Below are 17649 nucleotides of genomic sequence, written 5' to 3' on the forward strand. Positions count from 1 at the left end.
AAACGCCCCCTGAAAGGGGGCTGGAAAGCGTGCGCGGCGGGACTTGCGTCCCGCCGGCGCGGGCATCATGCGGGCAGCAGCAGGTTTTCCAGCGTGCGCCGATAGATGTTCTTGAGTGGTTCCAGCGAGGCGACCTCGATGCGCTCATTGACCTTGTGGATCGTGGCGTTGCCGGGGCCGAACTCGATGACTTGCGGGCAGATCTTGGCGATGAAGCGGCCGTCCGATGTGCCGCCGGTGGTCGACAGCTCGGCGGTCACGCCGGTTTCCGCGTGGATCGCCTGCACCAGCGCGTCGGTCAAGGATCCGCGCGGGGTCAGGAAGGGCTCGCCGCCCAATTCCCAATCCAGCTCGTACTCCAGGCCGTGCTTGTCCAGCACGGCGTGAACCTGCTGCTTCAGGCCTTCAGGCGTGCTGGCCGTGGAAAAGCGGAAATTGAACAACGCCACGGCCTCGCCGGGCACGACGTTGGTCGCGCCCGTGCCCGAGTTCAGGTTGGACACCTGGAACGTCGTGGGCGGGAAATACTCGTTGCCCTGGTCCCATTCAATGCTGACGATCTCGGCCAGCGCCGGCGCAAGCTGGTGAACAGGGTTGCGCGCCAGGTGCGGGTAGGCCACGTGCCCCTGGATGCCCTTGACCGTGAGCTTGCCCGACAAGGAGCCGCGGCGGCCGTTCTTGCAGGTGTCGCCCAGCACATCGCCCGACGTGGGCTCGCCCACGATGCAGTAATCCAGCTGCTCGCCGCGCGCCTTGAGCGCGTCGCACACGATGGCGGTGCCATCGATGGACGGGCCTTCCTCGTCGGAGGTGATCAACAGGGCGATCGAGCCGTCATGCTGCGGGTGGGCCGCCACGAATTCCTCGGCCGCCACCACAAAGGCGGCGATCGAGCTTTTCATGTCGGCCGCTCCTCGGCCGTACAGCCAGCCGTCGCGTTCCGTGGGAACGAAGGGATCGCTGTTCCACTTCTCGCGCGGGCCCGGGGGCACCACGTCGGTGTGGCCGGCAAACACCGTCAGCGGCGCAGCGCTGCCGCGCCGTGCCCACAGATTGGTGACGCCGCCCTGCGCGATGGTCTCGCAGGTAAAGCCGATGCGTTCGAGCCGGGCGGCAATCGCCGCCTGGCAGTCTTCGTCCGCGGGCGTGACGGAGGGACGGGCGATCAGGTCCTTGACCAGATCCAGTACGGCCGAATTGCTCATCAAGCCCTCAGCAGGTCGTTGATGCTGGTCTTGGCGCGGGTCTGCGCGTCGACACGCTTGACGATCACGGCGCAGGCCAAGCTGTGCGTGCCGTCGGCCGAGGGCAGCGAGCCCGGCACCACGACCGAACCCGAGGGCACGCGGCCGTAGGTGATCTTGCCGGTGGCGCGATCGTAGATCTTGGTGCTTTGCGACAGGAACACGCCCATGGCCAGCACCGAGTTCTCTTCGACCACCACGCCTTCCACGACTTCGGAGCGCGCGCCAATGAAGCAGTTGTCTTCGATGATGGTGGGGTTGGCCTGCAGCGGCTCAAGCACGCCGCCAATGCCCACGCCACCCGACAGGTGGACGTTCTTGCCGATCTGGGCGCACGAGCCGACGGTGGCCCAGGTGTCGACCATCGTGCCTTCGTCGACGTAGGCGCCGATGTTCACGTACGAGGGCATCAGCACCACGTTGCGGGCGATGAACGAGCCGCGGCGGGCCACGGCCGGCGGCACCACGCGATAGCCGCCTTGCTTGAACGCGTTGTCGCCGAATTCCGAGAACTTGAGCGGCACCTTGTCGTAGAACTGCAGGGGCGCCTGGCCCATGATGGCGTTTTCGTTCAGGCGGAAGGACAGCAGCACGGCCTTCTTGATCCACTGGTGCACGACCCAGTCGTCATTGATCTTCTCGGCCACGCGCAGGCGGCCCAGGTCCAGCCCGTCGATGGTGTGCTCAACGGCTTCGCGCACTTCGGCGCTGGCGTCGGTGGGCGACAGGTTGGCCCGGTTCTCCCAGGCTTGTTCAATGGTGGTCTGCAGGTCGAGAGTCATAGCGGCTCAGCTTTTAAAGGTTGGTCAAACAGAAGTATGTACAAAATGGGCGATGCGCTCGGCCGCCTGCACGCAGTCGGCCAAGGGCGCCACCAGGGCGATGCGGATGCGTCCCTGGCCCGGATTCATGCCGTGCGCCTCGCGCGCGAGGAAGCTGCCTGGCAGCACGGTAACACCGGTACGGCCATAGAGGTCGCGCACGAACGCCGTATCGGAACCGGGCGTCGCCGCCCACAAATAAAACGAAGCCTGCGGCCGCGACACATCCAGCACCTTTTGCAGGATGGGCAGCACCGCGTCGAATTTCTCGCGGTACTGGCGGCGGTTTTCCTTCACGTGCGCCTCGTCCGTCCACGCGGCAATGCTGGCCGCGGACACGATGGGGCTCATCGCACTGCCATGATACGTGCGATACAGCAGAAACCGGCCGATCAGCGCCGCGTCGCCCGCCACGAAGCCCGACCGCAGGCCCGGCACATTGGACCGCTTGGACAGGCTGGAGAACACCACCAGGTTGCGGTAGTCGTCCCGCCCCAGTCGCCGCGCCGCCTGCAATCCGCCCAGCGGGGGATCGCCCTCGTCCAGATAGATCTCGGAATAGCATTCATCCGACGCAATCACGAAACCATGGCGGTCCGACAGCTTGAACAGCGTTTCCCATTCTTGCAGCGACATCACGTTGCCGGCAGGGTTGCCCGGCGAGCACACGAACACCAGGCGCGTCTTCTTCCAGATGTCTTCGGGCACCTGGTTCCAGTCGCTGCCGAAATTGCGTACCGGATCGGCGTTGACGAAGTAGGGCGTCGCACCCGCCAGCAGCGTGGCGCCTTCGTAGATCTGATAGAACGGGTTGGGGCAGATCACCACGGAACCGGCCGCGGGATCGATCACGGTCTGCGTGAACGCAAACAGCGCCTCGCGCGACCCCAGGGCCGGCAGCACCTGCGTTTCGGCGTCGGGCGCCGGAATGCTGTAGCGGCGCGCCAGCCACTCCGAAATCGCCCGGCGCAGGGCCGGATCGCCCTTCGTCGACGGGTAGACGGAAAGCCCGGCCATGCCGTCTCGGATGGCTTGCGCCACGCGTTCGGGCGCGGCGTGCTTGGGCTCGCCGATCGACAGGTTGATGGGCGTAATGCCGTCCGGCTGCGAGCTGGCAGAAGCCAGCAACGCGCGCAATTTTTCGAACGGGTAGGGGTGCAGGGCATCGAGGCGCGGATTCATGACGCAAGATTTTAACAAGCAAGCTACAATAGCGGGCTTGGCCTATTGCGAAGGTGGCGAAATTGGTAGACGCACCAGGTTTAGGTCCTGACGCCGTAACAGGTGTAGGGGTTCGAGTCCCCTCCTTCGCACCACCAAACTTCCCATGTTTTTCCGTGAGTTAGGTTTCAGACCTATCAGGTTTCGAGCTAACCATTTCGGGAATTAGGAAGGAATGGCTGGACGGGAACATTTTCCCTTTTCCCACGCCGTCCTTCATCTTGCCGCTGGCCACGAATCCGCATCCGCCGCGGACGCGCCTTCCACGCCACTGAAACGGGCCCGGCCGCCAAGGCCTCCTTGCCCCGCGCCCAATCTTCGCGTGCGCGACCCTGCCGCGTCTTGGCAACGCCGCCGCACCCGTCCAACGTCCGACCCGTTCGTGAAAGAACACGACATGATTTCCACACTGATATACCGCAGCCGTGCTGTCGACACCATGAATGCGCAGGATCTGAGCGATCTGTTGACGCCCGCCCGGGCGCGCAACGCCGCATTGGACGTGACCGGCATCATGCTCTTTGACGGTGTGCACTTCGTGCAGCTGCTGGAAGGGCCCGATGAAGCGGTATCGCGCCTTTTCGATTCGATACGGCGCGACGACGCCCACAAGAACGTCGTGCTGCTGATGCAGGACCAGGGGCCGGCCCGCCGGTTCGGCGGCGATGCGATGGCCTTGCTTGATCTGCGCGAGCTCGGCCCGCAAGAGGTGTCCTCACGCATTCTTGCCAAAATGACAGTTTCCGCCCGGCTGGCGCGTGGAGACGACCGGGTCGTGAAGATTCTAGGCTGGTATGCCGCCGTGCGGGGGACCGATCATATCGTCGAGGGCGAGGATGCTGCCCACTGGCGGTTTGCGGCGAGCGGCGCGGCTGCGATCCAGGAAGACCCCGCAGCGCCCGCCCGCGCGTATCCCTTTGCGCTGCAACCGATCGTCGATCCCATGCGGCGCGAGGTCACATCCTTCGAGTTCCTGATCCGCGGCAGATCCGGAGAATCCCCCGAACAGATGTTCGCCAGTCTCGATCCCGCTCAGCGTTACCGCGTCGATCTGGAGTCGAAAGCCGCGGCATTCGAACTGGCGCGGCGGTTGGGCCTGGACAAGGTGAAGCTGTCGGTCAACCTGCTGCCGATGTCGCTGATCGAAGACCCGTCGGCGGTCAGCCGCCTGGTGGATCAGATTGCGGCCTGCGACCTCTTGCCGCAGCACGTGATCGTGGAAATCACCGAACAGGAGGCCATTGAGCGCCCGTTCGCCTTCAGGGACGCGATCGCACGCCTGCGCCGGGCAGGCATCGGGGTCGCGATCGATGATTTCGGGGCAGGGTTCGCGGGCCTGTCGTTGCTGGCCGAATTTCAGCCGGACAAGCTCAAGATCGACCGGCAACTCATCCAGAACATTCATCTGGACGGCCCCCGCCAGGCGATCGTTTGCGGCATTGCGCGCGCTTGCAGCGCCATGGGCATCACGCCCGTCGCGGAGGGCGTGGAACGGGTCGAGGAATGGTGCTGGCTCCAGGCCGCCGGATTTGAACGCTTCCAGGGGTATCTGTTCGCAAAGCCCGCGCTGAACGGGGTGCCCGACGTACATTGGCCCGAACGCATTCATCCAGGTTGACGCCTTCCGGTCATTGGTTTGGGGTCACGCCCGCACTTGCCGCTTGGCCGCCTTCGGCAGCCACGCAGTAAACCAGGCCGCGGCGGCGAGCGCCGCCAGGATGACGACCGTGCCTGCGGTGGCGGTGAACGCCGGCACGTACATCATCGCGAGATCCGCGAGAACGATGACCATGAACGCACCTGCCCATGCCCAGGCGATCCGATCCGCCGTGCGCCGGAACGCGGGCAGGGCGGCAACTTCGGGCGACACGCGTTCCTTTGCGTACTGAAGCGTGAAGGGCCGGCCGGCAAAGATCGACCCCAGCACGATGGCCAGGAGGCCCGCGTCCACCAGCAGGCGCACGCTCAGCAAAGAGGGGCTGAATCCGGCGACGCGCGTGGCGAAGGCGAGTGCGCCGAACAGGATCAGCGAGCCCACTTCGAGCGTTTTGGGCGAAGCATGAAGAATGAACCGGTCCCGTATCACCAGAAGGGCGGAGACGGCCGTGGCCGCCACGAGAGCCGCGTGCGTGCCGATGCGGTGTTCCAGCAAGGCAAAGGCGATGAAGGGAACAAATGCGAGCAGCAGTTTCACGGTGTTCCTCCGTCGAGGGCGGGCCGCTGAAACATAGCACTCGCCGTTTTTTGCCGTCAACGAGCGGGGATGTCCGGACACTGAAAATCGTTCGTCGCATCGCCCATCTGCACGATCCCACGTCGCGCGCCGCCGGGCTATTTTGACCACCACCTATGCGCCCGCCGCGCCGGGCATACAAGAATCGTCAAGATTATCAATTCTTGAATGTTGCCTTCCGCGCATGCCGATACCTTAAGGGCTTTCGATATCGAGGAGTGGTCATGTATTCATTACCCAAGCGTTGCGGCGCGGAGTTCTTCGGCACGTTCTGGCTGGTGCTGGGCGGGTGCGGCGCGGCGGTGCTCGCCGCCGGATTTCCCCAGTTGGGCATCGGATTCTTGGGCGTGGCGCTGGCTTTTGGCCTGACCGTCCTGACGATGGTCTTCGCAGTGGGTCACATCTCCGGCGGGCACTTCAATCCTGCGGTCACGGTGGGGCTGGTGGCGGGCGGACGCTTTCCCGCCAAGGAAATCCTGCCGTACGTCATCGTGCAGGTGCTGGGCGCGATTGCGGCGGCGGCGGTCCTGGCATGCATTGCAAACGGCAAGCTGGGCTTTGACCTGCGGGCAAGCCACTTTGCCGCCAATGGCTATGGCGCGTATTCACCCGGCAAATACACATTGCTGTCCGCGCTGGTGACCGAATTGGTGCTGACCGCCGGCTTTATCTTCGTGATTCTTGGCGCGACCAGCCGGCGCGCGCCGGCTGGCTTTGCAGCCATTCCCATCGGCTTCGCGCTGACCCTCATCCACCTCATCAGCATCCCGGTCACCAACACGTCGGTGAATCCGGCACGGTCGACCGGGCCGGCACTTTTTGTAGGCGGCTGGGCGCTGGAGCAATTATGGCTGTTCTGGGTGGCGCCCATTGTGGGCGCGATCATCGGCGCGGTGGCCTACCGGCTGGTCAGCGATCCGGCGCTCGAGCGCGCATGACACGTCCGATCCGCATCGCGCGCGTGATTTAGGGCTACCGCGGGCAGGAAAATGGGGGCAGTCAGATGATGCGGCGGTGAGGCAGGTTGTACATTACGCACTATCACCTGCCTTACCTTTACAGGATTCCCATCATGACCGCCCCAGAAATCGTAATTTCCTCCTCGATCGCCTGCGCGAACGATCGGCCTTTCGTGCTGTTCGGCGGCATCAATGTCCTGGAATCCAAGGAACTGGCACTGCGCGCGTGCGAGGAATACCAGCGCGTGACGCGCAAACTGGGCATCCCCTACGTGTTCAAGGCGTCGTTCGACAAGGCCAACCGCTCGTCCATCCATTCGTATCGCGGTCCCGGACTGGAAGAGGGCATGAAGATCTTCGAAGCAGTGAAAAAGGAGTTCGGCGTGCCGGTCATCACCGACGTGCACGAGCCTTGGCAGGCCGCGCCGGTCGCCGAAGTCGCCGACATCCTGCAACTGCCTGCATTCCTGGCCCGCCAGACCGACCTGGTCGTCGCGATGGCCAAGACGCAACGCGTGGTCAACATCAAGAAGCCGCAGTTCCTCAGTCCCACGCAGATGCTCAACATCGTCGAGAAGTTCACCGAGGCCGGCAACGACAAGCTGATTCTCTGCGACCGCGGCACGAGCTTCGGCTACGACAACCTGGTCGTCGACATGCTGGGCTTTGGCGTGATGAAAAAAGTATCCGGCAACCGTCCGCTGATCTTTGACGTGACCCACGCGCTGCAGCAGCGATCGGCCCTGGACGCCGCATCCGGCGGGCGCCGCGAACAGGTGGCCGAACTGGCGCGCGCGGGCATGGCGGTCGGTCTGGCGGGCCTCTTCCTGGAAGCCCATCCCGATCCCAAGAACGCAAAGTGCGACGGTCCCAGCGCCTTGCCGCTGGACAAGCTGGAGCCCTTCCTGACGCAACTCAAGCAGCTTGACGACTTGGTGAAGTCCTTTGCGCCCATCGACATCGAGCCCTGACGCTGGCGCGGTCATGCCGCGGACGCCAAGCTGTTATACGATCCAGGCCACACATTAGGGAGGCCTGGATGTCTTTGTATGTGATCGTCGCCGTGCGCAAGGAGGCCATGAGTGGCCATATCGCCTACGTGCGCTGGGGGCAGGCCGTGCGCGGCGTTCCCGGGTGGATATCGGAGCCCACGACGGCGGCAGCCTCCGAAGTCATTGAACTTCTCAAGGAAGGCGCCGAGGTCGAGACCGCGATCAGCGTGGACGGCCTGACCGTCGCATCGCGCGCGGTGCGCGTGCTGGTGGATGCGCGGGGCCGCGAGCATCTCGCATCCGTCCCGGTGCCCAGCTCCACCTTGCACACGCTGTTCGACCTACCGGAGTTCTGATCGGTCTGGCTGCCGTGGTGGCCGCCTCAGCGGCGGCCTTCGGCGAAATTGCGCAATGCGTCGCCGGCCATCCGATAGCGCACCCATTCGTCCTGAGGCAGGGCGCCAATGGATTGATAGAAATCGATCGCGGGCTGGTTCCAGTCCAGCACGCTCCATTCAAGCCGCCCGCAATCGTTTGCGACCGCCTCGCGCGCCAGATGGCGCAGCAGATCGCGTCCCGCGCCGATGCCTCGATGTTCGGGCGTGACGTACAGATCCTCCAGGTAGATGCCGTTCTTTCCAAGCCAGGTGGAGTAGCTGTAGAAATAGACGGCGTAGCCGATGGCCTTGCCCTCGACCAGGCACATCAAAGCGCGGGCCGGAGCGCCTTGCGCAAACAAGGTGCGCTCGACATCTTCAGCGCTGGCGATCACCTCATGGGCGGCGCGCTCGTAGACCGCCAGTTCGGTGATGAAGGCATGGATCTGGGCCGCGTCCGAAGGCACGGCAGGACGGATTTCGATATTCACGGAAGTTTCCTGTTTACTGGGATGGCTATCCTACTCTTTCTTTGTGCGGCGGGCATGCGCAAACGTCGGGATTACCCTTGTTGCGCGGCGGCCCCGCTGGCGCGACGCTTTACCGGGATTGCACCCAGAGTCCGGACGCGTGCTCACGAAGGATTCCTTCAATGCCCGAGACTGCTCCTGCTGCTGCTCAAAAGCGCCCGCCGGCCCGCCGTGGCCGCCGGTTTTCCTGGATCTGGCTGGTGCCGATCGTCGCGGCACTGGGCGGCTTGCTGCTGGTGTTGAAGGTCTGGATGGACGCCGGCCCGCAGGCCACCATCAGTTTTCAGACGGCGGAAGGGCTGGAGGCGGGCAAGACGCAGGTCCGATACAAGGAAGTGAATGTCGGCCTTGTGGAGCGTGTGGCGCTCAACGCAGACAGAACAGGCGTGATCGCGACGGTGCGGCTCAACAAGGATGCGGCAGGCCTTTTGCAAGAAGGCACCTTGTTCTGGGTGGTGCGGCCCCGGCTCACGCTTAGCGGCGTCTCCGGCCTGAGCACCTTGCTGTCCGGCGCCTACATCGGCCTGGATCCGGCGGGCCTGCGCGGTGGCGTCGATCCCGGCAAGGCAACCAAATTCGCGTTCGTCGGCCTGGAGGTCCCGCCCGAAGTGACGCAGGACCGGCCGGGCAAGCGCTTCACGCTCAAGGGCCGCGACCTGGGATCGCTGGATATCGGATCGCCGGTCTATTACCGGCGCATCGCGGTCGGACAGGTTGTGAACTACCGCCTGGACAGCACCGGCAAGGGGGTGGACATCCAGGTGTTCGTGGATGCGCCGAACGATGCATATGTGAACGAAGGCACGCGCTTCTGGAATGCGAGCGGCGTGGATTTTTCGGTGGATGCGCGGGGGCTTGACGTGCGCTCGCAATCCCTGCTGTCCGTGATCGTGGGGGGCGTCGCCTTCGATTCGATAGAGACCCGCCATCATGCCGCGGCCAAGCCGGAGGCCACGTTCGTCATCTACCCCTCAGAAACCGCTGCGCGGGCGCAGCCGGATGGCATGCCGTTGCATATCCGCATGCGGTTTGACCAGTCGGTGCGGGGCCTTTCCGTCGGCGCCCCGATCGACGCGTTTGGCGCCTCGGTCGGGCAGGTCGACGCCATCGGGCTGGAATTGGACCGCACGACCAACCAGTTCTACGCGCTGGTGGATGCCACGCTGTACCCGGAGCGGCTGGGGGCGAAGACGTTCGAAGAGATCCGGGAGTATTCCGGATCGTCGCTGGAGCATCCCAGCGGCAAGCTGATGGCGGCCATGATCGAACAGGGCCTGCGTGCGCAATTGCGCATCGGCAACCTGCTGACGGGCCAGCTGTACATTGCGATGGCGGTGTTTCCTGATGCCAAGCCCGTCACGTTCAAGATGGAAGAGGCGCCTTTCATCCCCACGGTGCCAAACAACCTGGATCAGCTGCAACTGCAACTGAACTCCATTCTGACCAAGATCGAGAAGATCCCGCTGGAGGGCCTGGGCGCGGAACTGGGTAACCTGCTTCAGGGCACCTCCAGACTGGTCAAGCGGCTGGACACGCAGCTTGCGCCCGAGGCGTCCGCGATGCTGCGCCAAGCCAGCCGATCGCTGGGCGCCGTGGGCGGGTTGCTGAGTCCCGATGCGGGCTTGCCGGTCAACACGAGCACGCTGCTGCAGGAACTGGCCCGCACCGCGCGGTCGCTGCGCGAACTGGCCGACTACCTGCAAGCCCATCCGGGGTCGCTGTTGCGGGGACGCGCGCCGGATCCGGTGACTGGGCGGGCACCAGCGCGTTGATTCATACGTTTCGCATCAGGAACGCCACTTGCTGCAAGCCATCCGGGGGCGCCAGGCGATAGCGGATCGAGCGGCGCCGCGACAGAGGGGAGACTCAGCATGGACCATAGTGAAATGATGGCGCGCATGATCACGTTGCCGGTGGCGCCTGGCAGGTTTGACGGCTGGGACGGCGTGCTTTCCACCTTGGCCGACTGCCTGTTGCACGTGCAGGGAAAGCTCTCGGACGCCGACGTGAAGCGTTTTCTGGACGTTGGCGCGCTGGTGTATCGCACCTGCTGTCAGGACGAAGCGCGCCAGCGCTGGACGGCCGAAGAACTTGCGGCGTATCACCGCAAGGGGCCTGTCGACGCCTGAGACGCAGGCGTAGCGCACCTCGGGGTCAGAAAAGACACTGCCTCAGCGCAAAAGTCCGCCCGAAGGCGCGGACTTCGTCGCCGTCCACCGACGCCGACACATCCCAATGCTCACCGCGCGTGACCAGAATGGACTGGCTGGAAAAGGCGTGCCGCAGGGCAAACTGCCAGAAAGCGCCTTCCGATCCTTGGGGCGCCAGATCATGCGGGCCGATCTGCAGGCGCGACGGCCGGGGCGTGGCGCCCAATGACCATTTCAGGGCAATCACCAGGAACGCGAAACGCGCGGACGTCGTTGCGGGCTGGATGCATAGAACTCGGATCTTCTCGCTCATGGCCGTGACCCTGGCTGAACAGACCAGCCCAGCGTAGCAAACGGCATGCCGCGGCACCATACCGCGTTTGGTCGACTCGACGCGCGTTGCCGCTGGCGCTCCGTTGGCCTCAGCGCGGTTGCTAGAATGACCAGCCGTCCCACGCCGGACTGCACAGGAGAAGCCCATGTCCCGAGTCGTCGTCAATCCCGATACGGTGTTCAATTCCGTGCAGTACGGTTTCAGCCAGGCGGTGATCGTTACCGGACAACGCCGCATGCTGCTGTCCGGCCAGGTCGGCGTCGATGCCAACGAGCGCACGGTCGGACCCGGGCTGCAAGTGCAGACCGAAGCGGCCCTGGATAACGTCGAACGTGTCCTGGCGGCCGCGGGCGGCAACCTGTCGCAGGTCATCATGCTGCGGATCTACATTTGCGACACGGTCAGCACCGAACAGGAGGTCGTGGCGCAGGCCCTGCGCGACCGCTTCAAGGTCGATCCGCCGCCTTCGTCGTGGATCATCGTCAGCGGGTTGTCGTTGCCCGAATGGCTGATCGAGATCGAGGCGGAAGCGATGCTCGATTGAGCCGTCCTTCCACCTAGGACGCCCCGCCGCGCCAGGGCGGCGCGGCGAACGCCGCGCGCAGCGCCGCCAGAAACCCTGCCGTGCGCGCGGACAGTTCCTGCCGCGATTTCACCAGCGCCACCACATTCGCATCGGGCAGGCTCCAGCCGGCCAGCAACGGGACCAGCGCGCCCGCACGGACGTGCGTGGCCACGTCCCATTCCGAACGCGCGACGATGCCGTGTCCGCCCAACGCCCACTCCAGCGCAGTGGCCCCCGCGTTGCACGACAACACGGGCGCGATGCGAACCCCGACTGCTGCGCCCCGGGCGCGCCTGAACCGCCACAGGGTCACGTCTTCGTCGTTCTCGCGCAGGGCGATGCAGTCATGGTTGCGCAGATCTTCAGGCATGGCCGGCGTGCCGCGCCGCTTCAGGTACGCGGGCGACGCGCACAGCATGCGCCGGTTCGGCGCCAGCGGGTGCGCGACAAGGGTGGAGTCGCGCAGTTCGCCAATGTGCACCATGACGTCCCAGTTGTCCGACGCCAGGCGGGGAGGGCCGTCCGACAGCGTCAGGCTGGCCGTTACGTTCTCGCTGCGCGCTCGGAAGTCGGCCACCAGCGGGGCGATGTAGCGCTGGCCAAAGCCCAGCGGCGCCACCACCCGCAAATGCCCCGCCACAACGCCGCGCCTGCCCGCAAGTTCATCTGCCAGCGCCGTCAGGTCATGACTGATCTGCCCCGCGCGCAAGGCCAGCAGGCGGCCCTCGTCGGTCAGTGCGATGCCGCGGGCCGATCGGTTCACCAGTCTCACGCCCAGCCGCTTTTCCAGCGCATTGAGCCGCTGCGTGACTGCTGGGGGCGTCACGTCCAGCGAGCGCGCCGCCTGCGCCAGCGATCCAGCAGTGGAAAGACCCAGGAAAAAGCGCAGGTCGTCGGTCGTAATCATTCAGGCTGGTCTTAATGGGATATTAAGTTCGAATTAAACATGGGAAGTGGCGAGCGCGCCATACTTCCTCCTGATCCCGACGGGCCAACCGTGCCCGCGCCCCTCATCCCTCAAGAGATTCCCATGACCCTTGAAAGCCCCGCGCCCACCCTGGATTCGCTGGAAACGCCCTGCCTGCTGCTGGACGAAACGCGCATGACGCGAAACATCGACCGGCTGAACGCGCTGATGGCCAGCCACGGCGTCAGGTTGCGTCCCCATCTGAAAACGCCCAAATCCATCGAGGTCGCGCGCCGTCTCATGACGACCCCGCAAGGGCCAGCCGCCGTCTCGACGCTGCAGGAGGCCGAGCAATTCGCGGCCGCCGGCGTCACGGATCTGCTGTATGCCGTCGGCGTGTCTCCGTCGAAGCTCGACCGCGTGCTTGCCTTGCGCCAGCGCGGCATCGACCTGACGGTGGTGGTCGACAGCATCGAGGCCGCGCGCGCGGTGTCGGCGCGTTCCAAGGCTGCCGGCGATGCCATCCCGGCGCTGATCGAAATAGATTGCGACGGGCACCGCGCCGGTGTGCAGCCCAAGGACACCGGCCAGTTGCTGGCTATTGCGCGCGTGCTGCACGAAGAGGGCGCCTGCCTGCGCGGCGTCATGACGCACGCGGGCGAATCGTATGGCTGCCGTAGCGTCGAGGCGATCGCCGATATGGCCGAACAGGAGCGGTGGGCCGCCGTCAGTTGCGCTCAGGCGATTCGCGACGCGGGGTTGCCGTGCCCGGTGGTCAGCGTCGGCTCAACGCCCACCGCGCACTTTGCCCGCAACCTCGAAGGCGTCACGGAAGTCCGTGCGGGCGTGTACGTCTTTTTTGATCTCGTGATGGCCGGCCTGGGGGTGTGCAGCGTGGACGACATCGCCGCCACGGTGCTGACCACCGTTATCGGCCATCAGCCCGATAAGGGCTGGATCCTGGTGGACGCTGGGTGGATGGCCATGTCGCGGGATCGTGGCACGGCAAAACAGCCGGTGGACCAGTTGTACGGCCTGGTGTGCGACGTGGACGGCACGGTCTACCGGGACGTGCTGCTTGCCGAAACCAACCAGGAGCAGGGCATCATCAAGGTGCGCCCTGGCAGCAACGGGGTGTTGCCCGACCTGCCGATCGGCGCCAAAGTGCGTATCGTGCCGAACCACGCTTGCGCAACCTGCGCTCAGCACGACGCTTACGAGGTCGTGCGTACCGGCGAGCCGGGCGTGGTGGCGCACTGGGAACGCTTCCGTGGCTGGTAAGCCGCGCACCAACATGGACGCTCACATGGACGCTCGCATGGACCTCATCCAGACGCCCGACGCCACCCCGCCCGCGGGCCATTATTCTCAGGCGATTCGCGCCAACGGGTTCGTCTTCGTCTCGGGGCAGTTGGGCTTTTTGCCGCCTGCCGCGCCTGGCGTGCGCCCCGTCCTGGCGGCGGATGCGGCAGGCCAGACGCGGCAGGCGCTGCGCAGCGTGCGCGCAATCCTGGACGCTGCCGGTTCCTCGCTGTCGTCGGTGGTCAACGTGACCGTGTACATCCCGGACGTCAGTCTGTGGGATGAGGTCAACGCGGTGTACGACGAATGCTTTGGCAGCCACCGGCCAGCCCGCGCCATCGTGCCTACCCGAGAACTGCACTACGGCGCGTTGGTGGAAATCAGCGTCGTGGCGCTGGCCTGATCGGGGGGGGGGCGGCCGGGCAGGGGGGGCAAACGGCGGCAGGCAGGCGCCGCCTATAATGCGTGCGCCTCAATGCCCTTGGCGGAGACCGTTCCCATGCACTACGAGTATCTGTTCTGGTCCATGGCTGCCATGGTGGCCGCCGCACTTGCCGGCGGCGCCTTGTGCGGCCGCCTGCGGACGGTCAAGCAGCTGCTGATCGGCCTTGTGGCGTGGTCGGTGGCGATATTCGTGGCCGTGCTGGTGTTGTCGCGGCTGGGGGGATTCGATGAACTGGCGGCGATGCTGTCGATCGCCGCCTTCATGTTCAGCCTGGTGATCGGCGCCGCCGCGGCGCTGTTGACGCGGCGCATCCGGCAACGCCGGCAAACGGATCAATCATTGCGCTAAGCCGCGCGGATCGTCCGGCTGCGCCTTTCGGCGCAGCGTCTCATTCTTCGGCGTCGAAGTCCTCGTCGTCGTCTTCGTCGTCCTCATCCTGCTCCAGGGCGTCGTAGCCCTTCCACGTGATGCGCCAGCGCGTGGCGCCAGCGGTCGCCGCGGTCTCGCTGATCTGCTTGACCAGGCCGGCATCTTCCAGCAGGTCCAGGTGATGCGCGATGAGCTGCAGGCCTTGCTCTTCGGGGTGCGGCGCCAGGGCGGCGTTCTTGATGTCGTGCGTGCTCAGGTTGGGGCCGGGGGCGTCGCGCAGGGCGCCCAGAATCGTGACGACCAGATCGAAATCGCGTTGCATGATGTCCACCATGTTGGGATGAAAGAACACGTTGACGATAGCAGACTTCCGCAACGGCAATAGGACAGCGGGCGCGCCTGCGTTACAGTCCGGGGTTCTTGCTAAACCACATTCGAAAACACCATGAAAAAACCCGCAGAACGGGATTGTCTGGCGGTCGTTCCAGGCTACACGGGCCAGTCCGCCAAGCTGTTCCTCTCCCGCGGCGAGGATGAGCGCATCGACGGCGTGACCGTCTACGACCTGCTCGGGCACGTCAAGCAGCAGGGAGATGCCGAGGCTGCCGCGGCCTGGGTGGGCGAATGGCTCGCCAAGGAAGCCGACAACCGCAAGGCGCGCCGCACGCAACTCCAGGCTCAGTTGTTCATCTGCAAGCTGGCCGCCGACGAAAAGACGGCGTTCCTCGCCGCCCAGAAGCCGCTGGCCCGGGTGCTGGCCGAAGCCGGGGTGCGTTGCCGTACCGTGGCGGCCACTTCCGGGGCCGCTCGCCAGTCGCTTGGCCCCAACGTCAAGAAACGTTAGCCTAAGGCTGTTATAGTCGCGCCTGGGCGTGCGTGTGCACCTGTGAGGTGCGTGCCCAGGCGGGCTCAGCCCGCAAATCAAGGAAGATGGAAATGGAAATACTCAGTCGGCACGTTGCCGACGTAGCGGGCGGCGTCGAGCTGCACACCACCCTGGACGGCGAGAGCATCAGCGCTTATGTCGTCATGGGCGTGGATGATCTCAATGCAATCGCAGATATCGTGCCTCGCGAAAAAGTCGATGCCGGAGCGGATATACACGCCGCCAATGTCGACAATGTTGATAATGCTCAAGAACAGATCGACCAAGTGCTGGAAAATATGAACCCCGGCGACGTGGCGGTTTTCCTTTGCTCGGGCCCCGATGCTTTTGGCGCGGCGCTCGACTTGTTGGGTTTACCTATCGACGAGTAAGCCTGGCGGCAAACCATAGTGTCATCCGAACGGCGTATTGCAGGTCGTACGCGCTTTTGATGGCATTTATATAAGCCTTGTTTGTTTTTTTATGATGTATGGGTGTTAACACCTATGCAGGGACTCGTTTACCCTTTAAAAACGTGCAGAATAACCGCGCAGTTTCTCTTTGTTGCATTATTGGCACGTGTTTTTTAGGATTATGTTGACTTGTGAGGGGAATATAACGATAGTGTCGGCACACGATCACAAGCGTTGCGATTTTCGATCAGTGCGGTGCCTTTTCCGGCTCAGCGTTATTGTTCTACTGTCCCCTCCTTGATTGATTCGTGACCTCCGGGCATTTGCCCATTATCTCTAGGAAATACAGTATGGAAACCGGCGTCGTTAAGTGGTTCAATTCGGAAAAGGGTTATGGCTTCATCACCCCGGAAGCGGGTGGCAAGGATCTGTTCGCTCACTTCTCCGAAATTCAGGGCTCGGGCTTCAAGTCTCTGGAAGAGAACCAGCGCGTCAGCTTTGTGACGGCCAATGGCCCCAAGGGCCCGCAAGCCACGAAGATCCAGGTCCTGTAAGGCTCTGAATTTTCGCAAGAAGGCCCCCTAGCGGGGCCTTTTTTGTTTTCTGCGCGTTATGCTGGGCGGCTGATTTTCCGTCGCGCTACCCGTTCTTTTGGGAATGCCAGCGCGCTCACCCTTACGCACGCATCGCCATGACCGCAACCACCCCCACGCCGTTTGTCACGCAACCTCAGGATGTGGTCGCCTTCTGGCTGCAAGCCGGGCCACCCCAATGGTTCAGCAAGAACGCACAGTTTGACGCCAGCTTTCGCCAGCGCTTCGAAGCGGCGCATATGGCAGCAGCCGCGCGCCGGCTCGATGCCTGGCTGGATGACCCCTCGGGCGCGATCGCGCTCATGATCCTGCTGGACCAGTTTCCCCGCAATGCCTACCGGGACACCGCGCATATGTTCGCCACCGACGCGCTGGCGCTGCATTTCGCGGAACGCGCGATCGCCGCGGGCCATGATCTGGAAGTCGATGCGTCGCTGCGCCAGTTCTTCTACATGCCGTTCGAGCACGCCGAGAGCCTGGCTGCGCAGAACCGCGCTGTCGCCCTGATGGAACCGCTGGGTGCAGAAGCCGTGAAGTGGGCCGTCCTGCATCGCGACATCATCAAGCGCTTCGGACGCTTTCCGCACCGCAACGCGGCGCTGGGACGGCAGACGAGCCAGGCCGAACGCGAGTTTCTGGAATCCGGCGGATTCGCCGGGTAGGGCGCGGAACCTCGCGAGGCGGGCTCCAGCGTGACGGTTTCCACGTGTATCGGTGCGTGGCAAGTTGAAAATGTTCAACCCGCCCAGCGGCCTGGCTTGCGCTTTTTAGCGGGTGTAGGGCCCGTTTTGGGGATCAAAAACAGGCCTTTCGGACATTTGACGTTTTTCCAGATTCGCCAATAAACTGGTTTCAGCGAGATTCTCAAGCGACGCGGTCTGCGTTCTCCTTGGTCGCCGTCAGTGGTGCCGCGGTTGCTATCCTCTCCCATCCTTGAAGATCTGGCGTCCCGCGAGCAATCGCTTTTTAGGTCAAGGACATCCCATGGCAACCGGCATCGTCAAGTGGTTCAACGCCGAAAAGGGTTATGGCTTCATCATGCCCGACGACGGCAGCAAGGATCTTTTCGCTCACTACTCCGAAATCCGCAGCGAGGGCTATAAGTCGCTGCAGGAAAACCAGCGGGTCACTTTCGACGTTGGAACCGGCCCCAAGGGTCCCAGCGCCAAGAACATCAAGGTAGCGGCCTGAGACCTCTCGGGTAGCGCGCCGGGTGCGCCCGGTGTTCTATGACCCGTCCTGCCATAGGTTGACACCTACGGCACGGTATCCGTAGCAGGCTACGGACTGAACACCCGGTGAACTTCATCGGGTGTTTTGCATTGTAGG

The 17649-nt window shown here is 64.1% G+C and carries 23 protein-coding genes and 1 tRNA gene; 16 read left to right on the forward strand and 8 right to left on the reverse strand.

The genetic code is table 11. The features are described from left to right. Nucleotides 1-65: 65 nt before the first annotated feature. From dapE to dapC, 3 genes are read right to left on the reverse strand one after another with little or no spacing between them, the layout of a single operon-like run. A complete protein-coding gene (gene dapE / locus ASD87_RS17975) occupies nt 66-1205 on the reverse strand; it encodes a succinyl-diaminopimelate desuccinylase (protein ID WP_056324429.1) in 1140 nt (379 codons plus the stop codon). Next, nucleotides 1205-2026 (reverse strand): 2,3,4,5-tetrahydropyridine-2,6-dicarboxylate N-succinyltransferase, encoded by an 822-nt coding sequence (dapD, locus tag ASD87_RS17980; RefSeq protein ID WP_056324432.1) that lies wholly within the window; start codon nt 2024-2026, stop codon nt 1205-1207. The genes dapE and dapD overlap by 1 nt, the downstream gene beginning before the upstream one ends. A 24-nt stretch (nt 2027-2050) precedes the next feature. Further along, entirely contained in the window at nt 2051-3247 is a 1197-nt protein-coding gene (gene dapC / locus ASD87_RS17985; RefSeq protein ID WP_056324436.1) for a succinyldiaminopimelate transaminase, read from the reverse strand. A gap of 47 nt (nt 3248-3294) precedes the next feature. Between dapC and ASD87_RS17990 the strand changes: the two genes are divergently transcribed. Both ASD87_RS17990 and ASD87_RS17995 read left to right on the forward strand, forming a co-directional pair. Beyond that, a tRNA-Leu gene (locus ASD87_RS17990) sits at nt 3295-3381 on the forward strand. A 227-nt stretch (nt 3382-3608) separates the two neighbouring features. Next, on the forward strand, nt 3609-4904 hold the full coding sequence (locus ASD87_RS17995; protein WP_235512733.1) for a diguanylate phosphodiesterase: 1296 nt from the start codon (nt 3609-3611) through the stop codon (nt 4902-4904). Between the two features lie 24 nt (nt 4905-4928). Here ASD87_RS17995 and ASD87_RS18000 read toward each other — a convergent pair whose 3' ends face one another. Beyond that, nucleotides 4929-5480: a hypothetical protein gene (locus ASD87_RS18000; protein WP_056324441.1), complete on the reverse strand. Its 552-nt coding sequence runs from the start codon at nt 5478-5480 to the stop codon at nt 4929-4931. Nucleotides 5481-5743: 263 nt separating this feature from the next. Between ASD87_RS18000 and aqpZ the strand changes: the two genes are divergently transcribed. The 3 genes from aqpZ (at nt 5744) to ASD87_RS18015 (ending at nt 7826) form a co-directional block, all read left to right on the forward strand. Continuing rightward, on the forward strand, nt 5744-6457 hold the full coding sequence (aqpZ, locus tag ASD87_RS18005) for an aquaporin Z (RefSeq protein ID WP_056324443.1): 714 nt from the start codon (nt 5744-5746) through the stop codon (nt 6455-6457). 134 nt (nt 6458-6591) lie between these two features. Continuing rightward, the gene (gene kdsA, locus ASD87_RS18010; protein ID WP_056324445.1) at nt 6592-7449 is read left to right on the forward strand and encodes a 3-deoxy-8-phosphooctulonate synthase; all 858 of its coding nucleotides are present in this window, start codon (nt 6592-6594) and stop codon (nt 7447-7449) included. Nucleotides 7450-7517: 68 nt separating this feature from the next. Continuing rightward, on the forward strand, nt 7518-7826 hold the full coding sequence (locus tag ASD87_RS18015; protein WP_056324448.1) for a hypothetical protein: 309 nt from the start codon (nt 7518-7520) through the stop codon (nt 7824-7826). A 26-nt stretch (nt 7827-7852) separates the two neighbouring features. Here the strand turns inward: ASD87_RS18015 and ASD87_RS18020 are convergent, their stop codons facing one another. Further along, nucleotides 7853-8338: a GNAT family N-acetyltransferase gene (locus ASD87_RS18020; RefSeq protein ID WP_056324451.1), complete on the reverse strand. Its 486-nt coding sequence runs from the start codon at nt 8336-8338 to the stop codon at nt 7853-7855. 161 nt (nt 8339-8499) lie between these two features. Between ASD87_RS18020 and ASD87_RS18025 the strand changes: the two genes are divergently transcribed. Continuing rightward, nucleotides 8500-10149: an intermembrane transport protein PqiB gene (locus ASD87_RS18025; protein WP_056324454.1), complete on the forward strand. Its 1650-nt coding sequence runs from the start codon at nt 8500-8502 to the stop codon at nt 10147-10149. 99 nt (nt 10150-10248) lie between these two features. Beyond that, the gene (locus ASD87_RS18030) at nt 10249-10506 is read left to right on the forward strand and encodes a hypothetical protein (RefSeq protein WP_056324457.1); all 258 of its coding nucleotides are present in this window, start codon (nt 10249-10251) and stop codon (nt 10504-10506) included. A 25-nt stretch (nt 10507-10531) separates the two neighbouring features. On the opposite strand, the gene ASD87_RS18035 is transcribed toward ASD87_RS18030, so the two are convergent. Continuing rightward, on the reverse strand, nt 10532-10840 hold the full coding sequence (locus ASD87_RS18035) for a hypothetical protein (protein ID WP_056324458.1): 309 nt from the start codon (nt 10838-10840) through the stop codon (nt 10532-10534). A 166-nt stretch (nt 10841-11006) separates the two neighbouring features. On the opposite strand from ASD87_RS18035, the gene ASD87_RS18040 reads away from it, so the two are divergent. Continuing rightward, a complete protein-coding gene (locus tag ASD87_RS18040; protein WP_056324461.1) occupies nt 11007-11405 on the forward strand; it encodes a RidA family protein in 399 nt (132 codons plus the stop codon). Between the two features lie 13 nt (nt 11406-11418). Here ASD87_RS18040 and ASD87_RS18045 read toward each other — a convergent pair whose 3' ends face one another. Continuing rightward, nucleotides 11419-12333, reverse strand: coding sequence for a LysR family transcriptional regulator (locus ASD87_RS18045; protein ID WP_056324464.1), 915 nt, complete (start codon nt 12331-12333; stop codon nt 11419-11421). A 123-nt stretch (nt 12334-12456) separates the two neighbouring features. Between ASD87_RS18045 and ASD87_RS18050 the strand changes: the two genes are divergently transcribed. The 3 genes from ASD87_RS18050 to ASD87_RS18060 all read left to right on the forward strand — a co-directional run bounded on the left by ASD87_RS18050 (nt 12457) and on the right by ASD87_RS18060 (nt 14428). Then, complete coding sequence (locus tag ASD87_RS18050) at nt 12457-13614, forward strand: DSD1 family PLP-dependent enzyme (protein WP_056324466.1); 1158 nt, start codon at nt 12457-12459, stop codon at nt 13612-13614. A gap of 25 nt (nt 13615-13639) precedes the next feature. After that, nucleotides 13640-14038, forward strand: coding sequence for a RidA family protein (locus ASD87_RS18055; protein WP_304438534.1), 399 nt, complete (start codon nt 13640-13642; stop codon nt 14036-14038). A gap of 96 nt (nt 14039-14134) precedes the next feature. Beyond that, nucleotides 14135-14428, forward strand: a complete 294-nt coding sequence (locus ASD87_RS18060) for a hypothetical protein (RefSeq protein ID WP_056324472.1) — start codon at nt 14135-14137, stop codon at nt 14426-14428. 40 nt (nt 14429-14468) lie between these two features. On the opposite strand, the gene ASD87_RS18065 is transcribed toward ASD87_RS18060, so the two are convergent. After that, a complete protein-coding gene (locus tag ASD87_RS18065; RefSeq protein ID WP_056324687.1) occupies nt 14469-14771 on the reverse strand; it encodes a DUF2513 domain-containing protein in 303 nt (100 codons plus the stop codon). A gap of 123 nt (nt 14772-14894) precedes the next feature. Between ASD87_RS18065 and ASD87_RS18070 the strand changes: the two genes are divergently transcribed. From ASD87_RS18070 to ASD87_RS18090, 5 genes are all read left to right on the forward strand, one after another. After that, complete coding sequence (locus tag ASD87_RS18070; protein WP_056324475.1) at nt 14895-15293, forward strand: hypothetical protein; 399 nt, start codon at nt 14895-14897, stop codon at nt 15291-15293. Nucleotides 15294-15385: 92 nt separating this feature from the next. Beyond that, nucleotides 15386-15706 (forward strand): hypothetical protein, encoded by a 321-nt coding sequence (locus ASD87_RS18075; protein WP_056324478.1) that lies wholly within the window; start codon nt 15386-15388, stop codon nt 15704-15706. A 371-nt stretch (nt 15707-16077) separates the two neighbouring features. Continuing rightward, a complete protein-coding gene (locus ASD87_RS18080) occupies nt 16078-16281 on the forward strand; it encodes a cold-shock protein (RefSeq protein ID WP_006220190.1) in 204 nt (67 codons plus the stop codon). Between the two features lie 137 nt (nt 16282-16418). After that, a complete protein-coding gene (locus ASD87_RS18085; protein ID WP_056324481.1) occupies nt 16419-16982 on the forward strand; it encodes a DUF924 family protein in 564 nt (187 codons plus the stop codon). Between the two features lie 322 nt (nt 16983-17304). Beyond that, on the forward strand, nt 17305-17511 hold the full coding sequence (locus ASD87_RS18090) for a cold-shock protein (protein ID WP_042794090.1): 207 nt from the start codon (nt 17305-17307) through the stop codon (nt 17509-17511). The last annotated feature ends 138 nt before the right edge of the window (nt 17512-17649 follow it).

It is taken from the genome of Achromobacter sp. Root170 (assembly GCF_001428165.1).
Lineage (GTDB): Bacteria > Pseudomonadota > Gammaproteobacteria > Burkholderiales > Burkholderiaceae_B > Achromobacter > Achromobacter mucicolens.